The following is a 23,252-nucleotide window of genomic DNA, read 5'->3' on the forward strand; positions in this document are numbered from 1 at the left end:
CCAATCGATGATCGTGCTGGTCGGGCTTGGCCTCGCGGGCCCCTTCGCGGTGAGCCCCACGCTGCATCTCGCGCCGAGATCGAGCGGCTTGGCCTCGCTGCTCTGGCTCGCCTTCAGCGTTGCGCGTGCGGGCGCCCCGGAGCAGGGGACCGCCAGGACGCCGCTCGGCTTCCTCGACGCCGCGGCGTTGCAGCGGGTCAGCCCGAAGGCTCGGATGCTGGCGCTTGCCACAGCGAAGCAGCAGGCCTAATCCCGGCTCCTGGAGGAGTTTGACCGATGGACCACACGCTTCTGCGCGACGATGCCTGGGCCGACCTGCGCGGCGAGGTGGCGAAGCTCTGCGCGCAATTTCCCGGCGAGTACTGGAGAAAACTGGACGCCGAACGGGGCTACCCGACGGAGTTCGTCCGAGCGCTGACCGAGGCTGGGTATCTCGCGGCGCTGATCCCCGAGGAGTATGGCGGCGCTGGCCTGCCGCTCTCGGGTGCGGTGGCCATTCTCGAGGAGATCCATCGCCAGGGCTGCAACGGCGCGGCCTGCCACGCGCAGATGTACATCATGGGGACCATCCTCCGCCACGGATCGCCGGAGCAGAAGCGGACCTATTTGCCCGAGATCGCCGCCGGACGTCTGCGGCTCCAGGCCTTCGGGGTGACAGAGCCGACCTCCGGAAGTGACACGACCTCACTTCGGACGACCGCGCGACGGGAGGGGGACCGGTACATCGTCAATGGCCAGAAGGTCTGGACATCGCGAGCGGAACACTCCGACTTGATGCTCCTGCTCGCCCGCACGACGCCACGTGACCGGGTTGCGAAGAAGACGGAGGGGCTCTCGACCTTCATCGTCGACATGCGGGCGGTCCGGGGCAAGGGGCTCACCATCCGCCCGATCCGGACGATGATGAACCACAACTCCTGCGAGGTGTTCTTCGACAACATGGAGATTCCGGCTGAGAACCTGGTCGGTGAGGAGGGCAAGGGGTTCCGCTACATTCTCGACGGGATGAACGCCGAGCGCATCCTGATCGCTGCCGAATGCATTGGCGATGCGAAATGGTTCACCGAGAAATCGGTCGCCTATGCCAAGGAACGGCACGTCTTCGGCCGCCCGATCGGGCAGAACCAGGGCGTGCAGTTCCCGATCGCCCGCGCCTACGCGCAGTGGCGCGCCGCGGAGCTGATGGTCAGGGCTGCCTGCGAAAAATTCGAAGCCGGGCTCAATTGCGGGGCGGAGGCGAACATGGCGAAAATGCTCGCCGCCGAGGCCTCATGGGCGGCCGCAGAGGCGTGCGTGCAGACCCACGGCGGGTTCGGTTTCGCCGAGGAGTACGACATCGAGCGCAAGTTCCGCGAGACGCGTCTGTACCAGATTGCCCCAATCTCGACCAATCTCGTGCTCTCGTACATTGCCGAGCACGTTCTCGGCATGCCGCGGAGCTATTGATGCCTGAACTTCCGCCGCCGGGAACGTTTCTAAAGGCCAAGGGGTTCGTCACCCGCCTCATCTTCGTGGTCAACCGGCCGGCGCGGGAGCTCGAGGCAAGGATCGGCGACCACCGGGGCAGGCTCGACCGGGGCTGGAGCCTTCTGCTCCTGAAGGAGAAGGTCGCGCCGGGGGAGATTGCTCTCGCCGGATACTCTCATCTCTCAGGAGGTCGCATCGGCCCGCCGGAGCAGGGCCTCGCCCGCCAGACGGTCGAGGCAGACACCGCGGGGTTCCTCGACATGGGGCGGGTGAAGCGCTCCCTCGCCGAGAGCTTCGTGTTCGGCGGGCCGCAGCGGATCGTCAAGATCATTCCCGCCACTGGGCATGACCCGGCTATGCGCGAGCCAGACCAGTATCCCGTCGGCAGCGGCATCCCACAGTGGATCCTGCTCCCGGAGAAGACCTTCATCCTCGCAGCGACCGTCGCCCCCGGCATGACCTATCTCGGCGGCGGGCCGGACGCGGGGCCGGCGGGGTTTTGGGTCGATCCGCGCGCGGCGAATACGCTCTGAGGGCGCGCGCGGCCACTGCTCCGAAGCAAGCGAGTGCTGCGCTGACAGCCAAGCGGGAGGGAAACGCGCTTTCAGATGGTGAGGCTGGACCAGCTGCCCTCCTCGCCGGCGCATCGAGAGACTGGACTTCGGGGAAAGGACATCGACCATGCCGGCACCGAAACCGCTTGAGGGGCTGCTCGTTCTGACACTGGAACAGGCGGTGGCTGCGCCGTTCCTGTCCTGCAAGCTCGCCGATGCGGGCGCGCGGGTGATCAAGATCGAGCGGCCGGAGGGCGACTTCGCTCGTGGCTACGACGACTACGCAAAGGGCCTCTCCAGCTACTTCGTCTGGCTGAACCGCGGCAAGGAAAGTCTGGTCGCTGACATCAAGAACCCTGAGGACGCGGCGCTCCTGCATCGAATCCTCGCCCGCGCCGACGTGTTCATCCAGAACCTCGCTCCAGGCGCTGCCGCACGAGCCGGCTTCGGTTCGGCGTCCCTCCGAGAACGCTACCCTCGCCTCATCACCGTCGACATCTCAGGCTATGGCGAAGAGGGCGCCTACGCTCAGATGAAAGCCTATGACCTACTCGTGCAGGCGGAGACGGCGCTCTGTTCTGTCACCGGCAGGCCGGAGGGACCAGGCCGGGTCGGGACCTCGGTGTGCGATATTGCCTGCGGCATGGCTGCCTACGCCGGGGTGCTAGAGGCGTTGATCGAGCGAAACAGGTCCGGCCGGGGAACCGGACTTGCCGTGTCTCTGTTCGACGGCATGGCGGACTGGATGAACGTGCCGCTCCTGACTTACGAGGGCACCGGTCGCCCGCCGCCGCGCGTCGGCCTCGCTCACCCATCTGTCGCCCCATACGGAGCGTTTGCGCTCGCTGACGGCGGACAAGTGCTGATCTCGATCCAGAACGAGCGAGAATGGGTTGCGTTCTGCCGGGAGGTGCTGCGCGACCCGAGTGTCGCGACCGACGAGCGTTTCGCCTCGAACGTCGCTCGGGTGCGAAACCGTTCAGAACTCGATGCCACGATCGCGTCTGTGTTCGTGAGCCTCGACCGCGCGACCGTCACCGAGCGACTGGCTTTGGCTGGCACCGCGTACGGGTTCGTGAACGAGGTGCCCGACCTTGCGCGTCATCCTGCGCTGAGGCGGATCACGGTCGCGACGCCGAACGGCGAGATCTCCTACGCCGCTCCCCCTGTGCGATGGGCTTGCGGCGATCGGGACTATGGCGCTGTGCCGGCCATCGGCCAGCACAGCGACGCGATCAGAAGGGAGTTTGCCGGCTGATCAGGCCGGGGAAGAGGGGGGCGGCAGTGACGAGGTGTTCGGCGCCGGCGGGGGCGCGCTGCACGGGCCGGCAAGGGCCGGTGCAACAGCAAAGCTGACAAGGAGGGCGGCAGTTGCAAGGACACGCATAGTCTCGTTCCTTTTCGATGCTGGCATCTGGAGAATGCATATCTGGCATGTGCGAATCAAGGGGCGCGTCTGACCGATGGAACGCGGCTGCCAAGGGGCGTCACAACGGGGATCGGCGCGGCGCGGTAGGCATCGAGCCCCATGCCTGTGGCTCGGTTTCCGCTCGGCCCCGGCAGGATGCGTGCTGGTGCACCTGTTCCCACGGCGGCAGCCGGCCGCGCGGCCCAGACAGCGAGCTGCGCCGCACGGTATTCCTCGGCCGCAATCCGGCTTTCGTCGGGCCATGCGGCCATCACGCGGCGCTGATAGGCGATCGCGAGCTCCGGCGTGTGGGAGTGGTAGTTCGCGGCAGCCTGGAGCCAATTCTTCGACGCCTCGTGGAGTGAGACAAGGAAGCGGGCGGCATAGGCGGCGTTCTTCTGAGGGTCGAACGCATCTTCGAGAGAGGCGAAGGCATCAGGATGGTGCCGCAGGTTGACCTGCATGCAGCCGACATCGATCGACCGCACACCCTCCGCTTGGAGCCGCCTGACGGCAGCGATCGCCTCCGCCTTGGTGGCGAAGAATTGCCCACGGCCTTCGGCATTGATGGTCCAGGGCCATGGGCCGAAATTGCCGGTCACCGGATCGCGCCTGCCGCTCTCGACCCGGCCGAGAGCGGCAAGGAGTGCGTTGGGGATCCCATGCGCGCGCTCTGCCGCGCGGATTGCCGCGCGGCAGAGACGGATCGGCTCGCTGGCGAGCTGAGTGGCGGGCGCTGCGGGGAGCCCTTGGTTGGCGTACGCGCACGGCACGGCGGCCAGCAGCGCGAGCGTGACGGCGATCAGGGTCTTGAACGAGCTCATGCCGCGGGGGTTCGAGCAACGTTCGTGCCAATCCGCAGCGTGAGAGCGCGGGTTTCTGCGGTGTCAACAGAAGCTTCGAACCCATGCATCCAAAGGGGACAGGCATGCTTCTGGTGCAGTGCAAAAAAACCTTGCAGGCTTTCAGGGCACAGTCTACATTGTGCACCGCAGCATGGTCGTGAATGCGGCCTTGTTGCCTTTCTTGGACGTTTCCTCCCTAAACTTGGCCGCCCCTCGGGGCGGCCTTTTTTTCGCGTTCATCCTCGGGAAGGGCGGTCTCGAGGCAAGACGGTGTCGCCTGGGCCGAGCGCCCGCTGCATCAGCACGCTGTCCACCCAGCGGCCGAACTTAAAGCCGACGCTCCGGAGCCGCCCCGCCTCGCGAAACCCGGAGGACCTGTGGAGAGCGATCGATGCGTGGTTCCCGGAATCCTCGATCACGGCGATCATCTGTCGGTACCCCACGGCTGTCGTCTCGGCGATCAGGGCGGTGAGAAGGGACCGCCCGATACCTCGGCCTATCATTCCCAGAGCCACGTAGATCGAGTCCTCGACCGTGAAGCGATAGGCACTTCGTGGCCTGTAGAGTGCCGCGTAGGCATAGCCCACCACCTTGCCGTCAAGGTCCTCGGCGATCAGCCAGGGAAGGCCGCTGGCGAGCACGGCCTCGCGCCGCCTCGCGAGTTCCGCGAGGTCGGGCGATGTCTCCTCGAAGCTTGCGAGGCCGGTCGTGACGTGGTGGCGGTAGATGGCCGCGATGGCCGGAATGTCGGCCTCGACCGAGGCGCGGACGAGCGGGGCTTGGGCGGAAATCCGGTGCATCTCGACACCCGAGGGAGACTCGTGCCGCGAACGGGGAACGGCAGGGGAAGCGCGCGTCAGCCGCGTTCGAGCATGGCCCAGTCCGCGGTCGCAAGCGTGGCGATCACCCTCTCGAGCCGGTCGCGCAGCGCGTCGAAGCCGCCATGTCGGACGATCCGCTCCTCATCCATGTAGAGGGTTCGGGCGATTTCAATCTGCACCGCGTGGACACCGTGGTGCGGCCGCCCGTAGTGGCGCGTGACGTAGCCGCCTGCATACGGGTCGTTCCGACGCACGCTGAATCCCGCCTCGAGGAACGCCTCCTCAAGACGGCGGACCGCGCTCGGGCTCGCCGATGTGCCGTGCGCGTCGCCGAGAATGATCTCGGGCGGCCGAAGCGGCCCTTGTGCAGTCAGAGTGGGCATGGAGTGGCAGTCGATCAGAAGGCAGAGCCCGAACCGCTCCCGCGTCGCCGCAATCAGGCCTGCGAGCGCCTCGTGATAGGGCCGCCAGCAGGTGGCGATACGCTCCTCGGCCTCGGCGAAGGAGAGCTTGCGGCGATAGATCGGCTCTCCGGTCGCCACGATCCGGGCGATCGTGCCGAGCCCGGCGCCGACACGCGGCGAGGCGGCATTCACCCAAGCGGGAAGCTCGCTATCGAACATCTCCGGGTCGAGTTCCCAGGGCTCGCGGTTGGGGTCGCACCACACCCTGGGAAACAGGGCGTGGATCAACGGGCAGCCATGGCGCGGCGCGCTCTCGAACAGTTCCTCAACAAAGCTGTCCTCGCTGCGCCTTAAAGCATGTGCATCGAGCCGAGCGGCCGCCAGGAACTGCGGAGGATATCGGCGGCCGGAGTGCGGCGAGGCGAACACGAGCGGAGCGCGCTGGGGCTCCGGCATCAAGACGGCATAGGCGGCGGTTTCCACCGCGTTCGAGGTGTCGGGGCGAACCGGGAGATCCATCGCCCGCGATGAAAGCACCGCTTCCGGCCGCCTGTCACCGTGCCGGAGTACCTTGCGGGCGAGTGCCTCGCTTGCCTGGGGTGAGGCCTCCCGGTATACGCTCGCGCCGAGGGCGCGTAGCTCAGCGGGAGAGCACCACCTTGACACGGTGGGGGTCAGAGGTTCGATCCCTCTCGCGCCCACCAACGGTCGGCGCTCCCACGCTCCTTCTGCCTGCTTGACTTGGGCGTCGAGGGACCTCACCTGGGCGCCGCATGGAGCCACCCCCCCCTCCAAAGTCCGCTCGCAAGGATGACCGGTCATCGCCGGCGCCGGCCGGCGGCGGAGCAAAATCCGCCCGCGTCGCGCGCAGTGCGGCCGCGCTGCGGGAGAACCTGCGCCGCCGCAAGGTGAAGACGCGAGCCCTTGCGGGCGTGACGCGGCCCGATACCCTGGGCGGTTGAGGCCCCCGCGCCGCTCCGCTACACGCTTTCGTCGCCACGCACCCTGCCGGAGTCGCCCCTGATGGGCCTCATGCCCGACCATTGGATTCGCCGCATGGCGCTCGAGCGGGACATGATCACCCCCTTCGTTGAGAAGCAGATGCGCGAGGGGGTGATCAGCTACGGGCTGTCGTCCTATGGATACGACGCCCGCGTCGCTCCCGACTTCAAGATCTTCACCAATGTCGAGAGCGCCGTGGTCGACCCGAAAGCGTTCTCTCCCGCCTCCTTCGTCGACCGCCGGACGGATGTCTGCGTCATTCCCCCCAACAGTTTCGCCCTCGCGCACACGGTCGAGTATTTTCGCATCCCGCGCGATGTGCTGGTCATCTGTCTTGGCAAGTCGACCTATGCGCGCTGCGGCATCATCGTCAACGTCACACCGCTCGAGCCCGAGTGGGAAGGCCAGGTGACGATCGAGATCAGCAACACCACGCCGCTGCCTGCGCGGATCTACGCCAACGAAGGGATCTGCCAGTTCCTGTTCCTCAAGGGCGAGGAGCCCTGCGAAACGTCCTACGCAGACCGCGGCGGCAAATACATGCGCCAGCGCGGCGTGGCGCTGCCGAAGCTCTGAGGCCTCCGTGGACCGGATCAGGATTCGTGGCGGGCGGCCGCTCGAGGGGAGAATCCGCATCAGCGGCGCGAAGAACGCCGCGTTGCCCCTCCTGGCGGCGGGCCTGTTGACGAACGAGCGGCTCGTTCTCTCCAACGTTCCCGCGCTCGCGGACATCGCCACCATGGCATCCCTGCTCCGCACGCTCGGTGTCGCGGTCGAGCCGATCGGCAATGACGGGCGCACGCTGTCGATCGGCGGCCGCATCACGTCCTCGGAGGCACCCTACGACATCGTGCGCAAGATGCGCGCCTCGGTCCTCGTTCTCGGCCCGCTTCTGGCGCGCACCGGCCTTGCCCGGGTGTCGCTTCCGGGCGGGTGCGCCATCGGGACGAGGCCGATCGACCTCCATCTCAAGGGGCTCGAACAGCTCGGCGCCGAGATCAACCTCGAGGGAGGCTATGTCACGGCCACGGCGCCACGTGGCCTCAAGGGCGCGACCATCATCTTTCCGTTCGTCTCGGTCGGCGCGACCGAGAACCTCCTGATGGCCGCAACTTTGGCGGAGGGGACGACCGTCCTCGTCAACGCCGCGCGCGAGCCTGAGATCGGCGACCTCGCGGCCTGTCTCACCGCCATGGGGGCGCGCATCGAAGGCGTCGGCACCGACCGGCTCACCATCCATGGCGTCGCGCGCCTCGGGGGAGCGACTCACAGGATCATCCCGGATCGGATCGAGACCGGCACATATGCCTGCGCCGCCGCGATCACCGGCGGGTCGGTTCTGCTTGAAGATGCGCGCCTTGAGCATCTCGGCGCAGTCGTGCGCACGCTGCGCGAGGCGGGGGTTGAGGTGACCGAGGTGGAGGGGGGGCTCGCGGTGCGGCGGCTGAACGGGCTGCATGGGGCGGACGCGATGACTGAGCCCTATCCCGGCTTTCCGACCGACATGCAGGCGCAGTTCATGGCGTTGATGAGCGTCGCCGAGGGCGCGTCGATGGTGACCGAGACGATCTTCGAGAACCGGTTCATGCATGTCCCCGAACTGGCGCGCATGGGGGCGCGGATCGTCGTCCATGGGGCCTCGGCCATCGTCCGCGGCGTGCCCGCCCTGTCCGGTGCACCGGTGATGGCGACCGACCTTCGTGCCTCCGTGTCGCTCGTGATTGCGGGCCTCGCCGCTCGGGGGGAAACCGTGGTCCACCGCGTCTATCATCTCGATCGTGGCTATGAGCGTATCGAGGAGAAGCTCGCGGCGTGCGGCGCCGTCATCGAGCGCATTCCAGGCTGACGTCCGCGTGCGCCGATGCGGTCGCTGATCCGCACCAACCGCGACATTCGCGTCGATTTTTTCCGCGGCTTCGCCCTCTACTGCATCTTTGTCGGCCACATCCCCGATCACGCCTTCTGGGTGGCTACCATCCAGGTGCTCGGCCCCTCCGATTCGACCGAGACCTTCATCTTCCTGGCCGGTTATTCGGCCGCGATCGCCTACGGCCGCTCGCTTGACCGCTTCGGCTGGGGCTACGCCGCGACGGCGGTGCTGCTCCGGGTCTGGACACTCTATGTCGTGCACATCTTCATGTTCGTTGCCTTCGTTGCGCAGGTTTCGTGGTCGGCGGCGCGGTTCGCCAATCCCGCCTATATCGACGAGATCAACATCGGCGCGTTCCTCGAGGAGCCGCACATCGCGGTGCTCGACGCGCTGTCGCTTCGGTTTCAGCCGGCCTTCATGGACATCCTGCCGCTCTATATCGTTGTGCTCCTGCTTTTCGCCCTTGTGCTGCCGCTCTTGCGCCGGCCGCTTGCCTTGCTCGGCGTCTCGGGCGGGCTCTACCTGCTCGTCCGGCTCACCCGGTTCAATCTGCCGACCGCCCAGGGCGAGTGGTTCTTCAACCCGCTTGCCTGGCAGTTCCTCTTCATGCTCGGCGCGACCGTCGCCGCGATGCCGGAGCGCGGCCGCGCGCTGCTGCGGCGCGCCGAACCGGCCCTGTTGCCGCTCACGGTGGCGATCGCCATCGCCGGGCTCTTTATCAGCGCCGTCTGGCGGCTTCCGTTCGTATACAACACGATCCCGGAGCCGCTTGCCGCACTGATCTACACTGGGATCGACAAGTCCGGGCTGCACCCTGTTCGGCTTGCCCATTTTCTGGCGCTCGCCCATCTCGCGCAGAGGCTCGTCCGTCCCGGCGCGGCCTGGCTGCTGTCCTGGTGGGCACAGCCCTTCACCTTGCCCGGCCAGCACGGGCTTGTGGTGTTCGCGCTTGGGGTCTTCCTGTCCTTCCTCGGCCGGCTCGTGATGCAGGAATGGAACGCGAGCATCGCCACACAGGCGGTGATCGCGGCGGTCGGATGGTCCGTGTGCGTTGCCGTCTCGGCCCTGCAGGCGTGGTACGACAGCGTCGGCAAGGGCAGCGCAGGGAAGGGGGGAAGGGACGCATCCTCTCACACCCCCTTGGATGTCATGCCCCGGCCTGCTAGCGGTCAATCATGATCGGCTGCAGCAGATCGTTCGTTGCGTTCGCCGTTCTGGCCCTCGCGTCGTCAGCGTCGGCTCAGCTGGCCTCGCCCGATCAGCGCTGCGCCGCGCCGGCCGAGTTCACCACCGCTGCCGGCGCGCTGCCCAACACCGCGGCGGCGATCACGAAGCGAGGCGTCTTGCGGGTGCTGATCGTCGGGACGGGTTCCACCACCCTCGGCGGCACTTCCGCCCAGGCGGCCTTGTACACCCAGCGGCTCGAGAAGGAGCTCGCCGTTGCATTCCCGGGCGTGTCAGTGGCCGTCCAGACACGCGGCGGGAGAGCTCTGACCGCAGGCGACCTTCTTCCCATTGTCATCGAGGGTCTCGAGGCGTTCCGGCCCGACCTCCTGATCTGGCAGTCCGGCACGGTCGATGCCGTGCGCGGCATCGACCCTGACGGCTTCGGCCAGACCATCGCCGCCGGGGTCGAGAAGGCGCTCAAGCATCCTGCGGACGTGATCCTGATGGACATGCAGTTCAGCAGGTTCTCGCGCGCGGCAGTGAACTACGGGCCCTATCGGCACGGTCTCGACAGCATCGCCAATGCGCACCCGGGTGTCCTTGCCTTCCAGCGGTACGAGCTGATGCGTTTCTGGGCCGCCTCCGGGCAGATCGACGTCGAACGCGCCCCGCGGAGCGAGTGGCGGGCGCAGGCCGACCTCCTGCACGCCTGCCTCGCGCACGCGCTCGCTGAAATGATCCGTGACGGCGTCCGCCGAGCGTCGCGCTGACGGCCTGTTGTCGTCGCCGTGCGCCTCGCGCTTGTTGCGTTGCGGGAGGGGTGCTACCACGCCGCGCGTGAATGCTCCCCTATTTTGGCCCGCCCGTGGGGCGGGTGCATCCGAGGCCATCGTTCTCGCGCTGCCGAAGGGCCGACTGCTCGGCGAGCTCGGACCCCTGCTTGCGCGCGCCGGGATCGAGCCTGATCCGGACTTTGCGGATGAGAGCAGCCGCCGCCTGCGCTTCGGCACCAACGAGCGGGGTCTCGAGGTTGTCCGCGTGCGCTCGTTCGACGTCGCGACCTTCGTCGCCTTCGGCGCCGCGGCGCTCGGCGTCGTCGGCTCGGACGTTCTTGCCGAGTTCGACTATCCGGAGCTCTACGCCCCACTTGATTTGCGTCTCGGCCGTTGCCGGCTCTCGATCGCCGCTCCCGAAGCGGATGCGGCGTCGAGCGATGACGGGTCGCGCTGGAGCCAGGTTCGCGTGGCGACCAAATATCCGAACATCACTCGGCGCCACTTCGCGGCCCGCGGCGTGACGGCGGATGTGGTCCACCTTTCGGGGGCGATGGAGCTCGCCCCCTCGCTTGGCCTCTCGCGGCTGATCCTCGACCTTGTGCAGACCGGCTCGACGCTGCGCGCCAACGGGCTCGTCGAGATCGAGCATGTGGCCGATGTCTCGGCGCGGCTGATCGTCAATCGCACCGCTCTGAAGACCCGCCCCGATCTGCTCGGCGCCTGGATCGCGCGGTTCCGTGCCGCGGTGGCGGGGTGAGCTCGAGATGAACGGTCCTCGGCGCCTCGACACGAGGGAGGAGGGGTTCGAGTCGAGCTTCGCCTCCCTGCTCGCCGACCGTGTCTCGATCTCGACCGATGCCGAGGCGGCCGCCGCCGCCATCATCGCCGCCGTGCGCGCGCGCGGCGACGACGCGGTGGCGGAGTTCACGGCGCGGTTCGACCGGGTGACGCTCACGCCCGAGCGTTTCCGCGTGACGGAAGCGGAGATCGAGGCGGCCGATGCCGCGATCCCGGCCGAGCTGTCGGCTGCGCTTGACCTTGCCGCCGAGCGGATCGCTGCCTTCCACCGTGCCCAGATGCCGTCTGATGTCGCCATGCGGGACGCATCCGGCGTCGAACTCGGCCTGCGCTGGGGCGCGCTCGACAGCGTCGGGGTTTATGTCCCCGGCGGGAAGGCGGCCTACCCGTCCTCCGTTCTGATGAGCGCGATCCCCGCGCGCGTCGCCGGCGTGGAGCGGATCGCGATGGTCGTCCCTGCTCCGGAGGGCATGCTCAATCCGCTCGTGCTCGCGGCCGCCCGCCGCGCTGGCGTGACAGAGGTCTGGCGCATCGGCGGGGCCCAGGCGGTCGCTGCTCTCGCCTACGGCACGGAGACGATCAGCCCGGTCGACCGGATCGTCGGGCCGGGCAACGCCTTCGTCGCAGCCGCCAAGCGCCTCGTGTTCGGCCAGGTTGGCATCGACATGATCGCCGGCCCCTCGGAGGTGGTGGTGGTGGCCGATGGCGCGAACGACCCGCGCGTGATCGCGGTCGATCTGCTCGCCCAGGCCGAGCACGACGAAGCGGCGCAGGCGATCCTGATCACCGACGACAGGGGCTTTGGCGAGAGCGTGGCAGCGGCGGTCGAGGAGGAGCTTGCGTCCGGGCCACGGGCCGGGATCGCCGCTGCTTCCTGGCGCGCGCACGGCGCAATCATCCTCTGCCGCGATCTCGCGGAGGCGGCCGAACTGGTCAACCGCCTTGCTCCGGAGCACCTCGAGCTCGCCGTGGCGGAGCCCACCGCGCTGTTCGCGGCCATCCGGCATGCAGGCGCCGTCTTCCTGGGCCGGACCTGCCCCGAGGCGCTCGGGGACTATGTGGCCGGGCCGAACCATATCCTCCCCACGTCGCGCACGGCGCGATTCGCGTCGGGCCTGTCAGTGTTCGATTTCCTCAAGCGCACCAGCTGGGTGTCGGCCGACGAGTCGGCCCTTGCCGCCATCGGGCCAGCGGCCGTGGCGCTCGCCGAGGCCGAGGGCCTTCCCGCGCACGCGCGCTCGATCTCGCTCCGGCTCGCGGGGCGCGCTGCTTGACCCTCGCGGCGGTGCGACTCATGTTCCAAGTGCGTGGGGGCCGGCCGATGGAAGGTCGGCCCAGTGACGAATGAGGGGTGATGCCAAAGGAAGACATGATCGAGTTCGACGGCATGGTGACGGAGCTTCTGCCCAACGCCATGTTCCGGGTGAAACTGGACAACGATCACACCATCCTCGCCCACACCTCGGGCAGGATGCGGAAGAACCGCATTCGCGTGCTCGCGGGCGACCGGGTGAGGGTGGAGATGACGCCCTACGACCTCACCAAGGGGCGGATCACGTTCCGCTTCAAATAGCCGACCGGGCGGGAGAGGCCCCACCGCTCGTGCTCGCCTCCGCCTCGCCACGGCGGAGCGACCTCTTGCGCCAGCTCCGCCTCTTTCCGACCGAGATTGACCCGGCCGAGATCGACGAGACGCCGCATCCGCGCGAACTGCCCGGACAGCTTGCCGCGCGTCTTGCCCGCACGAAGGCCGAGACCGTCGCAGCCCGTCGCCCTGGCGCGTTCATCCTCGCCGCCGACACGGTTGTGGCCCTTGGTCGGCGGATCCTTCCGAAGCCCGAGACCGAGGACGAGGCGCGCGCCTACCTCGAGGCGCTCTCAGGCCGGCGGCATCGGGTGGTCGGGGGGATCGCCGTGATCGCCCCCGACGGGCGTCGGGCCGAGCGTCTCGTTGCCACGGTCGTGCGGTTCCGACGGCTCGATCGGACCGAGATCGAAAGCTACCTCGCTTCCGGAGAGTGGCGCGGCAAGGCGGGCGGCTACGCCATCCAGGGGATTGCGGCGGCGTTCATCCCATTCATCAGCGGCAGCTACTCGAACGTCGTCGGGCTTGCTCTCGCTGAGACCGCCTCGCTGCTCGCGGGTCTCGGCTATCCCGTCCCATGGCGGATGGCTGGCTCCTGATCTCGGCAAGCCCGGGAGAGCACCGCCTCGCGCGGCTGCGCGGCAACCGGCTTGTCGCCTACATGGTCGAGCGCCCAGGTCACCCAAGCTTCGTCGGCGCCCTGTTCCATGCACGCGTCGTCTCGGTCGCGCCAGGGCTTGCCGGTGCCTTTCTCGCCCTCGCCCCGGGGGTGGATGCCTTCCTTCCGGCCGAGGAGGCCGACCCCGATCGACCCGACGGCAGCCCGTCACGACCGATCGGCGCGCTTGTGCACACGGGGCAGGCGATCGCCGTGCGGGTTACCCGTGCTGCGATGGACGGAAAGGGCGCGCGCGCCACCGCCCGGATCCCGCCTGCCGACCGTGCGCGCGCCGCCTCCCTCCCACCGCCCGCCCTGGTCGAGGCAGGGCCGGATGCGATCGCACGCGCGCTCGCCACCAGCCCCGAGGTGATCGTGACGGATGACCCGGACCTCGCGGCCTCCATCCGCCACCGCTTTCCGGCTTTGCATGACCGGGTCAGGACCTCGTCGACACCTCTTTTCGAAGATGCGCTCGAGGAGGAGATCGAGGCGCTCGTTGCTCCCGAGGTCAGACTGCCGCGCGGCGGTCGGCTGCGGATCTCGCTCACCCCGGCGGTGACGGCCATAGACGTTGACACCGGGCCGACGGGCGGCGGAAGTGCGCGGGCCGAACGCGAAGCGGCCAACCGTGCCGCCATCGCGGAGGCCGCGCGCCAGGTCGCGCTTCGCTCGCTGTGCGGCCCGATCGTGCTCGACCTCGCAGGGCTGCCCGGAGGGCGGGGAGCACGCTCGGCTCTGATCGCGGAGGCGACGAAAGCCTTCGCGGCCTGGGCTTCCGATGCCTCGGTCCTCGGCTTCTCGCGCCTTGGCCTCCTCGAAATCGTGCGCCCGCGGGTTCACCCGCCGCTTCCGGAGGTGCTTGGGACGGCCGCCGAAGGCACGGTGCTCTCGCCGCTGACGCACGCGCTCGCGGCGTTCCGGGCAGCGCTGCGTCTGGCAAGACAGCCTGGCGCGGTGCCGCGTCTTGTCGCCGCACCCTCCGTGATCGCCGCCGCCCGGGCCGAAACGGGTGCGCTCGCCACCCTTGCCGTCCGGTTGGGCCATCCGCTCGCCCTCATCGAGGAGTCGAGCTTGCCTCCCGAAGCCTGGCGCGTGGAGGATTCGCGCCGATGAGAGCCAAAACAAACCGCCACGGCGTCTGCCCCATCTGCCGCCGGCCACCGCCGGAAGGAGCGGAGGCTACGCGCTTCCGCCCCTTCTGCAGCCGTCGTTGTGCTGACATCGACCTGCACCGCTGGCTGACAGGGGCCTATCGCGTGGACGGTGACCAGGCGTCAGGCGAGGAGGGGCGCGGTCACGGCGCGGCTCCGGAGACCTGAGCCGCAGGTGATGGACACGACCAAGCGCCTCGGCTATCAGACCCTGGCTGCCACGGGATGCCCAGGTAGCTCAGTTGGTAGAGCATGCGACTGAAAATCGCAGTGTCGGTGGTTCGATTCCGCCCCTGGGCACCAGCGTTTTCAAGGGGTTGGGTTGTCGTTCTCAAGCCGTTCCGGCGCGGCTTTCCCTCCGCGGACTCTTCGCGGACTCCTTTTCGTCGTCCGCCGGCACTGCCCTCGCGCGAGCGTCCGGAGGGGTTCAGGGCGCTCTCGGAGCCCTCTAGCAGCCTGTCGGATTCCCGGGGTGCCTGGAATGGGGGCCTCTGCGGTGCATGACGCAGTTCATTCCGTTCAGCCGCGACCAGGCCTTCTTGTTGCCGCCGGATGCCAGGGACTGGCTTCCGGCCGATGATGTGGCGCATTTCGTGGTGGCGGCGGTGGAGCGGGTGCCGCTTGGCGCCTTCGCGGTGCGTCCGATCCCCGGCGGCAAGCCGCAGAGTATCATCCGCGCCTGCTGCTGGCGCTGCTGATCTACGCCTACGCCAACGGCATCTTCTCCTCGTGCCGGATCGAGCGGGGGACCTATCGCGACCTCGGCGTGCGCTACGTGGCGGCGAACCTGCACCCCGACCACGACACCATCGCTGCCTTCCGTCGCGCCAACCGCGCTGCCTTCGAGGCGGCCTTCCTGCAGGTGTTGCTGCTGGCCCGCGAGAGCGGCCTGCTTCGCCTCGGCACGGTGGCGATCGACGGCACCAAGATCGACGCCAACGCCTCCAAGATCCGCTCGGTGCGCTACGACCGGGCGAAGGACCTGCGCGCCAGGCTCGCCGCCGACATCGCCGAGCTGACCGCCCGCGCCGAAGCGGCCGATGCCGAGGATCAGCCCGACCCGCAGGCGCTGCCCGCCGAGATCGCAAGGCGCGAGGCGCTGAAGGCCAAGCTGGATGCCGCCTGCGCCCGGCTGGAGGGAGCAGGCCCGCGCCGAGGCCGAGGCGAAGCAGGCCGCCGACGACGCCAAGACCGGCCGGCGCGGCCGTCCGCCCAAGCCGCCAGAGGACGACCCGCCGCCGACGCGGCAATCCAACCTCACCGATCCCGACAGCGCGCTGATGCGCCGCTCCGACGCGCATGAATACCGCCAGGCCTACAACGCCCGAGGCCCAGGTCTGCGCCGAGGGGTCGCAGTTGATCCTCGCCACCAACCTCACTGCCTGCCCCTCCGATGCGCCGAGCTTCGCCGCGACCATCCTCGGCATGAAGGACGGCCTCGGCCTGCCGACGACCGTCATCGCTGATGCCGGCTTCGCCTCCGCCGAGGCTGTTGCCGCCCTGGAGGCAAAGGGGATCGAGCCGCTGGTCGCCATCGGCCGCACCCAGCCGCACCGGCCCTACGACGTCCGCCCCCCGCCCGATCCGAAGCCGCCGCGCCGTATCAGCGAACCCTGGCGTCTGAAGATGCAGGCCAAGCTGGAGACCGAAGATGCCAAAGCCCGCTACGCCCGCCACACGCAGACCGTCGAACCCGTCTTCGGCATCATCAAGGCCGCCATCGGTTTCACCCGCTTCCGCCTCCGCAGCATCGCCAACGCCGCCGCCGAGTGGACCCTGATCGCTCTCGCCTACACCTCTGCCGCAGGCTCCATCGCCTGCAGCAGCCATGACCTCCCCACCCGACACACCAAAACATACGCCGCAGACCCAAACCCGACAGGCTGCTAGTGGAGTGATTCCAGCGAAGGTTTCCCGCGCTGGTGCGTGCCGATGATGGTGTTGGCGGGCGCGATCCGGCGGAAGGGCTTCGGGTCGGCGTTGTGGGCATTGAGATAGGCGCGGATGGCCTGGTTCAGCTCGATGACGGAGCGGAAGACGCCGCGGTTCAGGCGACGCTTTGTCAGCGTGGCGAACAAGCCCTCGACGGCGTTGATCCAGGAGGCCGAGGTCGGCGTGAAGTGGAGGTGGAAGCGGGGATGCCGGGCCAACCAGCGCTTCACCGCCTCAGTCTTGTGGGCGGCGTAGTTGTCGAGGATCAGGTGCAGGTCGAGTTCGGCAGGGGTCTGCTTGTCGATCAGCCGCAGGAAGCGGATGAACTCGGCCGCGCGGTGGCGGAGCATGCACTGGCTGATCACCGTGCCCGCCTTCACGTCGAGCGCGGCGAACAGCGTTGTCGTGCCGTGCCGCTTGTAGTCGTGCGTCATGGTGGCACCCCGGCCACGCTTCATCGGCAGTCCCGGCTGGGTGCGGTCGAGCGCCTGGATCTGGCTCTTCTCGTCCACCGACAGCACCAGGGCGTGCTCGGGCGGGTTGACGTAGAGGCCGACGATGTACCGCCCTTCGGGCGTTGCCTGCAGCCCGCGGACCTTCTCGACGAACTTCGGGTCGTTGGAGAGCTTGAAGGTCTCCACCCGGTGCGGCTTCAGGCCGTGCTCGCGCCAGATGCGGTGGATGGTGGACGGCGCCAGGCCGCTCGCCTTCCCCATCGAGCGCAACGTCCAGTGCGTCGCCGCTGGCGGGTCGCCGTGCAGCGTGCGTTCGACCACCGCGGCGATCTGCTCAGGCGAGGTGGAAGCGAAGGCGCGGCCTCGCGGGGCGTCGCGGAACAAGCCCTCGGCACCGTCGTGCATGGAGCGCGCCTGCCAGCGCCAGATCGTGGGTTTGCCTTTGCCGGTCGCCGCGCGGATCGCCATCGTGCCCGCGCCGTCCGCGGTCATCAGCACGATCCGAGCCCGCCAGACGTGGTGCCGCGAGCTCTTGCGGTCGCAGACCACGCCTCAAGCCGCTCCCGGTCGCCCGGCCGGAGCCGGACCTCAACGCCTTCCCTCATCCGCCCAGACTCCCACGTCTGGGCCAACAAGGGAATCATCAACTCGATCAAACCAGTAGCCGGCCGCCCGATGATGCCCGCCTTCCGGGTTGATCGAGAGGCGCGCATCGTCAAGGTGCTTAATGCCGCCTATCGTGCCGTGCGCGGTGAAGACCAGCCAACCGGCGCCATCACGCCCCCGGGCTTCTACGGCACCGACGCGGGTCACCTCTATGCCGAGCTCGGCATGGAGGGCGTCGTGTGCGGGCCTGGCGGGCGCTACAACACCATGCCGGACGAGCGGGTCGACATCGCGGATTTTCCCGACATGGCGCGGATCTACCTGATCTGTACGGCCGAGATCTGCGGTCTTGACGGATGAGCGAGATCGCAGCAGTCAGCGCAGGCGGCCGTCCCGTCTTGCTGCGCTTCCCCGCTTCCGAGCATGCGGCGCGGCTTGGTGCCGCCCGCGCCGAGCTGCGTCGCCGCGGCCTCGCAGCTCTCCTCGTCTTCGCCCAGGAAAGCCACTGCTACCTGACGGGCTTTGACACGGCAGGCTACGTGTTCTTCCAGGCCGGCGTCATTACCACCGACGACCGGCCAACCGTCCTGCTCACCCGCCGCCCGGATCTGCGTCAGGCCGAGGTCGCGTCGCTCTACGACGAAATCCGGATCTGGTTCGATGCCGAAGGTGCGAACCCTGCTCTGGAGCTTAGTGCGATCCTCGAAGAACTCGGCCTTAAGGGCGCTCGGATCGGTGTCGAATTCGCCACGTATGGCTTGACCGCCGCCAACGGCCGCGCGCTGGAGGCCGCACTCGCCGGCTTCTGCACGCTCGAGGACGCCTCGGACCTTGTGCGGCGCCTGCGCCTTGTGAAAAGCCCGGCCGAACTGGCCCTAATACGACGCGCCGGCACGCTCGCCGACGACGCCATCGAAGCGATGGTCGCCGCTGCCCGCCCCGGCGTGCTCGACAGCGCCGTCACCGCCGCAGGCGTTGCCGCAATGCTCACCGGCGGGGCCGACATGCCCGCGGGCGGCCCTCTGGTGAACTCCGGCCCCCGCGCTCTGTTCGGACGCGGCATCGGAGGCCCGCGCACGATCGCGCCCCAGGACCAGCTTCTGCTCGAACTCGGGGCGTCGTTCTGCCGCTACCACGCCTGCATCGAGGGCACGGTCGCCGTCGGGCCGGTCGATCCGCGCCAGCAGGCGATGATGGACATTGCCGCCGAGGCGCTCGCGCGGATCCTCGACGCCGCCCGCCCAGGCGTGACCCTCGGCACGCTCGACGACATCCACCGACGCGTGCTCGACGAGGCGGGCTTTGCCGCGGCTCGTTATTCGGCCTGCGGCTATGCCCTCGGCTGCACCTTCCGGCCCACCTGGATGGACGTGCCGCCGATGATCTACAGCGGCAATCCGCTGGTGATGGAACCGGGCATGGTGTTCTTCGTGCACGTCATGATCCCGGACACACGCACGGGCCTCGCCGCTGGCCTCGGCCAGACCTTCGCCATCTGCGACGGGGCGCCCGAGGTGTTCTCACGCCTTCCGCCCAAACTGTGGCGCATTTAGCCCTGCCGAACCTGGCCGCGATCACACCGGATCCGTTCTGACGTGTCCCACTGTGCGACGGACCCTGTCGCTCGACGTTACGCTCCCAAGGCGCGGTCGCTCCGCTGCAGTCGCTGCGGCACGTCGTGCTCTTGATCGAGCCGATTGCGTGCGTCTCGGGCCGCGCGCTCGCGCTGGGCGGACCGCGGCAGCCCGCTTCGTCTGATCGCCTCTCAAACCGGGCCGGTGGTGAAGCCGCGCCTTGGCGCGATCTGTTTCCGCGCGCGCTGCTGCCGCGGCCGAGCGTCGAACGGGGAGCTCTCCAGCACGTCAGGATCAGACGGACTGGCCCGCGCGCCCGCGCTTTCCCGCGCAGCTCAATGCCGCATCGCCCTTTCCTGGCCTCGACCGCGTGGCATCATCGCCAGCCGATGACGGTCAAGGACAGGCAGCCAGCGGACTTCGATCGGCACCAGGACGGCGTCACGGCCGAACGCCGTGTAACGCGAGGCGCCCATCCGAGCCTGGCCGCGCGCGCGTGCCCGGCCCGTATCGATCACGCCACAGGCTCGGTCGCCGGAGGCATCGCGCCGGTCAGCGCGGCGAGACCAGAGGGCTGACATGGCCTCACTCGAGGACCTCACCGCCAACACCACCGTCCGCGGCGTCCTCCCGACGGGCGTCGTCACGATCGTGAACGCACGCTGGCACGGCTCGGACGTGGTCGAGATCACCTACAAGGACGCGACGGGCAGGGTCGGCAATGAGCTCATCTTCCGCGACCGCGAGCCTGACCTCGAGCTCGTGGAGGAGGGGCGGCCCTGGAGCTTCGATGGTGACGGCGCCCTCTTCCGCCTCGTAGCGGAGGCACAGCGCATCCACCTCGCGCATCTCTTCGACCCTGTTCTGGCCGTCCACACCTCCCTCGTCGAGCCGCTGCCCCACCAGGTCACGGCCGTCTACGAGTGCATGCTGCCACGGCAGCCGCTGCGCTTCCTTCTCGCCGACGACCCGGGCGCGGGAAAGACCATCATGGCAGGGCTGCTGATCAAGGAGCTGATCGCCCGTGGCGATCTGCAGCGCTGCCTTGTCGTCTGCCCCGGCAGTTTGGCCGAGCAGTGGCAGGACGAGCTCTATCGTCGGTTCCATCTGCCCTTCGAGATCCTGACGAACGATAAGCTCGAAGCGGCGCGAACGGGCAACTGGTTTCTCGAAACCAACCTTGTGATCGCGCGGCTCGACAAGCTCGCGCGCAATGAGGATGTGCAGGCGAAGCTCCAGGCGCCTGAGTGCCGCTGGGATCTGATTGTCTGCGACGAGGCGCACAAGCTTTCCGCCACCTTCTTTGGCGGCGAGGTCAAATACACGAAGCGCTACCGTTTGGGCCAGCTGCTCTCGACCCTGACCCGGCACTTCCTGCTGATGACCGCGACCCCGCACAACGGCAAGGAGGAGGATTTCCAGCTCTTCATGGCCCTCCTCGACGGCGACCGCTTCGAAGGCCGTTTCCGCGACGGGGTGCACACCGCCGATGTCTCCGACCTCATGCGCCGCATGGTGAAGGAGAATCTCCTGAAGTTCGACGGTCGTCCGCTGTTCCCCGACCGCTTCGCCTACACCGTCCCCTACCGCCTCTCGGACGCCGAAGCCGCGCTCTACAAGGCCGTCACCGAATATGTGCGCGAGGAGTTCAACCGCGCCGAGGCGCTGGAGAACGACAAGCGCGCGGGCACCGTCGGCTTTGCCCTGACCATCCTGCAGCGGCGCCTCGCTTCCTCGCCGGAGGCCATCTACCAATCCCTTCGCCGCCGGCGGGAACGGCTGCAAAGCCGGCTGAGGGAGCTCGAGGTCCTGCAGCGCGGCGGCCAGGTGGAGAGTGCTATTGTGGCACAGGCTCCGGCGCTCGACCGTGAGGATATGGAGGACCTCGAGGACGCCTCCGATGCGGAATCGGAAGCAATCGAGGAACAGGTCCTCGACGAGGCAACCGCTGCCCGCTCCATCGGCGAGCTGCGCGTCGAGATCAAGACGCTGGAGCGCCTTGAAGGTCTTGCCCTGTCCATCCGCCGCAGCGGCGAGGACAAGAAGTGGCGCGAACTCGCCAACCTGCTCAGCGAGATTTTCACGCCCGCCGCCATCGCCAACGGCCTTGCGGAAGAGGCGGAGCCCTTCGACGCCGGCCTGCCGGTTTCGCCCAAACCTACGCCATCGCCGCGCCAGAAGCTCGTCATCTTCACCGAGCACCGCGACACGCTGAACTACCTCCAGAGCCGGATCGGCACCTTGCTCGGCCGCGCGGGCGCCGTGGTCGTCATCCATGGCGGCATGGGCCGCGAGGAACGGATGAAGGCGCAGGAAGCCTTCCGGCACGATCCCGAGGTTCAGGTGCTGATCGCCACCGATGCCGCCGGAGAGGGCATCAACCTCCAGCGCGCGCATCTGATGGTGAACTACGACTTGCCCTGGAACCCCAACCGCCTGGAACAACGCTTCGGGCGCATCCACCGCATCGGCCAGACCGAAGTCTGCCATCTCTGGAACCTCGTGGCCGAAGAGACACGGGAGGGCGACGTCTACCGCCGGCTGCTCGAGAAGCTCGAGCAGGCGCGCAACGCACTTGGCGGCCAAGTTTTCGACGTCCTCGGCAAGGTTCAGTTCGAGGGGCGGCCGCTACGCGAGCTCCTCGTGGAGGCGATCCGCTACGGCGAGCAGCCCGAGGTGCGCGCCCGCCTGAACCGGGTGGTGGAACAGGCGGTCGATCCGGCGGCACTCCGGGAGCTGGTCGAGGAGCGCGCGCTCGCGCATGACGTCATGGACGCCTCGCGCGTCCATCGCATCCGCGAGGAGATGGAACGGGCGGAGGCGCGTCGCCTACAGCCGCATTATGTCGAGGCCTTCTTCCTCGAGGCCTTCCAACGCCTCGGCGGCAGCGTGCGGCAGCGGGAGAGCCGGCGCTACGAGATCACCTATGTGCCCGCAGTCGTGCGCGGCCGCGACCGGCTGATCGGCCTCGGCGAGCCGGTGCTGCCCCGCTACGAGCGAATCGCCTTCGAGAAGGAGCTGATCGCCCCGCCCGGGGCACCGCCCGCCGCCTTCCTCTGCCCTGGCCATCCGCTGCTGGATGCGGTGACGGACATCACGCTCGAACGCCACCGCGACCTCTTGCGCCGGGGCACCGTGCTGGTGGACGAGCGGGACCTCAGCCTCAACCCGCGCGTGCTGTTCTTCTTGGAGCACGCGATCCAGGACGGCAGCCTCACCCGCAGCGGCGAGCGGCGTGTCATCTCCAAACGACTGCTCTTCGTCGAGATCGGGGCCGACGGGCTCGCGCGGCACCTGAACTACGCGCCCTATCTCGACTACCGCCCGCTGGCCGAAGGCGAACCGAGCCCCGAGGCCATCCTCGCCCGGCCAGAATGCGGCTGGCTTGCCCGCGACCTCGAAGCCAAGGCGCAGGCCCACGCGATCGCCGAGGTGGTGCCCGCGCATCTTGCTGAGGTGCGCGCCCGCAAGGTCGAGCTCCTCGACAAGACCGAGGCGGCGGTGAAGGACCGCCTGACCAAGGAGATCAGCTATTGGGACCACCGCGCCGAGCAGCTCAAGGAGCAGGAGCGCGCCGGCAAGCCCAATGCCCGGCTGAACTCGGGCGAGGCCCGGAAACGGGCGGATGAGCTGCAGGCGCGGCTGCAGCGTCGGCTGGAGGAGATCCGGCGCGAGCGCCAATTCTCTCCGCTGCCGCCCGTGGTGTTGGGCGGGCTCTTGGTGGCGCCGCTTGGGCTGATCCGAGCGATGCAGGGCCGGCCGGTACCCGATGCGCAGGCCGCCGCCGACACCCAGGCCGCCGCGGCGCGGGCGCGGGCGATCGTGATGGAGGTCGAACGCTCCCTGGGCTTCGTCCCGGTGGACCGAGAGGCGGAGAAGCTCGGCTACGACATCGAAAGCGCCATCCCCGGCACCGGCCGCCTGCGCTTCATCGAGGTGAAGGGGCGCGTGGCGGGCGCGGACACCATCACCGTGACCAAGAACGAGATCCTCACCTCGCTGAACAAGCCGGACGACTTCATCCTCGCCCTCGTCGCCTTCGAGGCGGATGGCTCGCACCAGGTGCGCTATCTGCGCCGGCCCTTCCACGGCAAGGGGCTGACCACCGATTTCGCCGGCGCCACCGTCACCTTCCCCTTCGCGCAGCTTCTCGCCGAAGCCGCGCCACCCTCCTGA

20 protein-coding genes, 2 tRNA genes and 2 pseudogenes are annotated in these 23,252 nt (G+C 68.4%); 20 read left to right on the forward strand and 4 right to left on the reverse strand.

Annotated features, from left to right (window positions below; all coding sequences use genetic code 11):
- Window positions 1-7 precede the first annotated feature (7 nt).
- From KO353_RS12905 to KO353_RS12920, 4 genes are all read left to right on the forward strand, one after another.
- Window positions 8-250 (forward strand): hypothetical protein, encoded by a 243-nt coding sequence (locus KO353_RS12905; protein ID WP_218285134.1) that lies wholly within the window; start codon window positions 8-10, stop codon window positions 248-250.
- 26 nt (window positions 251-276) lie between these two features.
- Window positions 277-1,446, forward strand: a complete 1,170-nt coding sequence (locus KO353_RS12910; RefSeq protein WP_218285136.1) for an acyl-CoA dehydrogenase family protein — start codon at window positions 277-279, stop codon at window positions 1,444-1,446.
- Entirely contained in the window at window positions 1,446-2,000 is a 555-nt protein-coding gene (locus KO353_RS12915) for a hypothetical protein (protein ID WP_218285137.1), read from the forward strand. Before KO353_RS12910 ends, KO353_RS12915 begins: the two co-directional genes overlap by 1 nt.
- 148 nt (window positions 2,001-2,148) lie before the next feature.
- Window positions 2,149-3,279 carry a CaiB/BaiF CoA transferase family protein gene (locus tag KO353_RS12920; RefSeq protein WP_218285138.1) on the forward strand — a complete coding sequence of 377 codons (1,131 nt, stop codon included), beginning with the start codon at window positions 2,149-2,151 and terminating at the stop codon, window positions 3,277-3,279.
- Between the two features lie 185 nt (window positions 3,280-3,464).
- Here the strand turns inward: KO353_RS12920 and KO353_RS12925 are convergent, their stop codons facing one another.
- The 3 genes from KO353_RS12925 to KO353_RS12935 form a co-directional block, all read right to left on the reverse strand.
- Window positions 3,465-4,253: a lytic transglycosylase domain-containing protein gene (locus tag KO353_RS12925; protein ID WP_218285139.1), complete on the reverse strand. Its 789-nt coding sequence runs from the start codon at window positions 4,251-4,253 to the stop codon at window positions 3,465-3,467.
- A 257-nt stretch (window positions 4,254-4,510) separates the two neighbouring features.
- The gene (locus KO353_RS12930) at window positions 4,511-5,074 is read right to left on the reverse strand and encodes a GNAT family N-acetyltransferase (protein ID WP_218285141.1); all 564 of its coding nucleotides are present in this window, start codon (window positions 5,072-5,074) and stop codon (window positions 4,511-4,513) included.
- A 56-nt stretch (window positions 5,075-5,130) separates the two neighbouring features.
- Window positions 5,131-6,018, reverse strand: a complete 888-nt coding sequence (locus tag KO353_RS12935) for an N-formylglutamate amidohydrolase (protein ID WP_218285143.1) — start codon at window positions 6,016-6,018, stop codon at window positions 5,131-5,133.
- A 110-nt stretch (window positions 6,019-6,128) separates the two neighbouring features.
- On the opposite strand from KO353_RS12935, the gene KO353_RS12940 reads away from it, so the two are divergent.
- The 13 genes and pseudogenes from KO353_RS12940 (at window position 6,129) to KO353_RS13000 (ending at window position 16,341) form a co-directional block, all read left to right on the forward strand.
- Window positions 6,129-6,203 (forward strand) — tRNA-Val (locus tag KO353_RS12940).
- A gap of 319 nt (window positions 6,204-6,522) precedes the next feature.
- Entirely contained in the window at window positions 6,523-7,077 is a 555-nt protein-coding gene (dcd, locus tag KO353_RS12945; RefSeq protein ID WP_218285144.1) for a dCTP deaminase, read from the forward strand.
- Between the two features lie 7 nt (window positions 7,078-7,084).
- A complete protein-coding gene (gene murA, locus KO353_RS12950) occupies window positions 7,085-8,347 on the forward strand; it encodes a UDP-N-acetylglucosamine 1-carboxyvinyltransferase (RefSeq protein WP_218285146.1) in 1,263 nt (420 codons plus the stop codon).
- A 15-nt stretch (window positions 8,348-8,362) separates the two neighbouring features.
- Window positions 8,363-9,550, forward strand: a complete 1,188-nt coding sequence (locus tag KO353_RS12955) for an OpgC family protein (protein ID WP_218285148.1) — start codon at window positions 8,363-8,365, stop codon at window positions 9,548-9,550.
- Window positions 9,547-10,308 (forward strand): hypothetical protein, encoded by a 762-nt coding sequence (locus tag KO353_RS12960; protein ID WP_218285149.1) that lies wholly within the window; start codon window positions 9,547-9,549, stop codon window positions 10,306-10,308. Before KO353_RS12955 ends, KO353_RS12960 begins: the two co-directional genes overlap by 4 nt.
- Window positions 10,309-10,375: 67 nt before the next feature.
- Entirely contained in the window at window positions 10,376-11,071 is a 696-nt protein-coding gene (gene hisG / locus KO353_RS12965) for an ATP phosphoribosyltransferase (protein WP_218285150.1), read from the forward strand.
- 7 nt (window positions 11,072-11,078) lie between these two features.
- Window positions 11,079-12,386, forward strand: coding sequence for a histidinol dehydrogenase (gene hisD, locus KO353_RS12970; protein ID WP_218285151.1), 1,308 nt, complete (start codon window positions 11,079-11,081; stop codon window positions 12,384-12,386).
- 80 nt (window positions 12,387-12,466) lie between these two features.
- The gene (infA, locus tag KO353_RS12975; protein WP_218285152.1) at window positions 12,467-12,685 is read left to right on the forward strand and encodes a translation initiation factor IF-1; all 219 of its coding nucleotides are present in this window, start codon (window positions 12,467-12,469) and stop codon (window positions 12,683-12,685) included.
- The gene (locus KO353_RS12980; protein ID WP_218287389.1) at window positions 12,682-13,296 is read left to right on the forward strand and encodes a Maf family protein; all 615 of its coding nucleotides are present in this window, start codon (window positions 12,682-12,684) and stop codon (window positions 13,294-13,296) included. Before infA ends, KO353_RS12980 begins: the two co-directional genes overlap by 4 nt.
- Window positions 13,275-14,471: a ribonuclease E/G gene (locus KO353_RS12985; RefSeq protein ID WP_218285154.1), complete on the forward strand. Its 1,197-nt coding sequence runs from the start codon at window positions 13,275-13,277 to the stop codon at window positions 14,469-14,471. Before KO353_RS12980 ends, KO353_RS12985 begins: the two co-directional genes overlap by 22 nt.
- A complete protein-coding gene (locus tag KO353_RS12990) occupies window positions 14,468-14,677 on the forward strand; it encodes a DNA gyrase inhibitor YacG (protein ID WP_218285155.1) in 210 nt (69 codons plus the stop codon). The genes KO353_RS12985 and KO353_RS12990 overlap by 4 nt, the downstream gene beginning before the upstream one ends.
- Before the next feature lie 59 nt (window positions 14,678-14,736).
- Window positions 14,737-14,812, forward strand: a tRNA-Phe gene (locus KO353_RS12995).
- A gap of 197 nt (window positions 14,813-15,009) precedes the next feature.
- Window positions 15,010-16,341 (forward strand): annotated as a pseudogene (locus KO353_RS13000) (transposase).
- 54 nt (window positions 16,342-16,395) lie between these two features.
- Here the strand turns inward: KO353_RS13000 and KO353_RS13005 are convergent.
- Window positions 16,396-17,501, reverse strand: a pseudogene (locus tag KO353_RS13005) (IS630 family transposase).
- Window positions 17,502-17,571: 70 nt separating this feature from the next.
- Between KO353_RS13005 and KO353_RS13010 the strand changes: the two are divergent.
- From KO353_RS13010 to KO353_RS13020, 3 genes are all read left to right on the forward strand, one after another.
- Window positions 17,572-17,862 (forward strand): M20/M25/M40 family metallo-hydrolase, encoded by a 291-nt coding sequence (locus tag KO353_RS13010; RefSeq protein ID WP_218285157.1) that lies wholly within the window; start codon window positions 17,572-17,574, stop codon window positions 17,860-17,862.
- Complete coding sequence (locus KO353_RS13015) at window positions 17,859-19,055, forward strand: M24 family metallopeptidase (RefSeq protein ID WP_218285159.1); 1,197 nt, start codon at window positions 17,859-17,861, stop codon at window positions 19,053-19,055. The genes KO353_RS13010 and KO353_RS13015 overlap by 4 nt, the downstream gene beginning before the upstream one ends.
- Before the next feature lie 600 nt (window positions 19,056-19,655).
- Window positions 19,656-23,252 carry a helicase-related protein gene (locus tag KO353_RS13020; RefSeq protein ID WP_218285161.1) on the forward strand — a complete coding sequence of 1,199 codons (3,597 nt, stop codon included), beginning with the start codon at window positions 19,656-19,658 and terminating at the stop codon, window positions 23,250-23,252.

This window comes from Elioraea tepida (genome assembly GCF_019203965.1).
GTDB classification, from domain to species: domain Bacteria; phylum Pseudomonadota; class Alphaproteobacteria; order Acetobacterales; family Acetobacteraceae; genus Elioraea_A; species Elioraea_A tepida.

Bases quoted from the DNA above. Each gene is read 5' to 3' on its own strand.
- KO353_RS12905 (WP_218285134.1), top strand. From the start codon at position 8: ATGATCGTGCTGGTCGGGCTTGGCCTCGCGGGCCCCTTCGCGGTGAGC.
- KO353_RS12910 (WP_218285136.1), top strand. From the start codon at position 277: ATGGACCACACGCTTCTGCGCGACGATGCCTGGGCCGACCTGCGCGGC.
- KO353_RS12915 (WP_218285137.1), top strand. From the start codon at position 1,446: ATGCCTGAACTTCCGCCGCCGGGAACGTTTCTAAAGGCCAAGGGGTTC.
- KO353_RS12920 (WP_218285138.1), top strand. From the start codon at position 2,149: ATGCCGGCACCGAAACCGCTTGAGGGGCTGCTCGTTCTGACACTGGAA.
- KO353_RS12925 (WP_218285139.1), bottom strand. From the start codon at position 4,253: ATGAGCTCGTTCAAGACCCTGATCGCCGTCACGCTCGCGCTGCTGGCC.
- KO353_RS12930 (WP_218285141.1), bottom strand. From the start codon at position 5,074: ATGCACCGGATTTCCGCCCAAGCCCCGCTCGTCCGCGCCTCGGTCGAG.
- KO353_RS12935 (WP_218285143.1), bottom strand. From the start codon at position 6,018: ATGGATCTCCCGGTTCGCCCCGACACCTCGAACGCGGTGGAAACCGCC.
- dcd (WP_218285144.1), top strand. From the start codon at position 6,523: ATGGGCCTCATGCCCGACCATTGGATTCGCCGCATGGCGCTCGAGCGG.
- KO353_RS12955 (WP_218285148.1), top strand. From the start codon at position 8,363: ATGCGGTCGCTGATCCGCACCAACCGCGACATTCGCGTCGATTTTTTC.
- KO353_RS12960 (WP_218285149.1), top strand. From the start codon at position 9,547: ATGATCGGCTGCAGCAGATCGTTCGTTGCGTTCGCCGTTCTGGCCCTC.
- hisD (WP_218285151.1), top strand. From the start codon at position 11,079: ATGAACGGTCCTCGGCGCCTCGACACGAGGGAGGAGGGGTTCGAGTCG.
- infA (WP_218285152.1), top strand. From the start codon at position 12,467: ATGCCAAAGGAAGACATGATCGAGTTCGACGGCATGGTGACGGAGCTT.
- KO353_RS12985 (WP_218285154.1), top strand. From the start codon at position 13,275: ATGGCGGATGGCTGGCTCCTGATCTCGGCAAGCCCGGGAGAGCACCGC.
- KO353_RS12990 (WP_218285155.1), top strand. From the start codon at position 14,468: ATGAGAGCCAAAACAAACCGCCACGGCGTCTGCCCCATCTGCCGCCGG.
- KO353_RS13010 (WP_218285157.1), top strand. From the start codon at position 17,572: ATGATGCCCGCCTTCCGGGTTGATCGAGAGGCGCGCATCGTCAAGGTG.
- KO353_RS13015 (WP_218285159.1), top strand. From the start codon at position 17,859: ATGAGCGAGATCGCAGCAGTCAGCGCAGGCGGCCGTCCCGTCTTGCTG.
- KO353_RS13020 (WP_218285161.1), top strand. From the start codon at position 19,656: ATGGCCTCACTCGAGGACCTCACCGCCAACACCACCGTCCGCGGCGTC.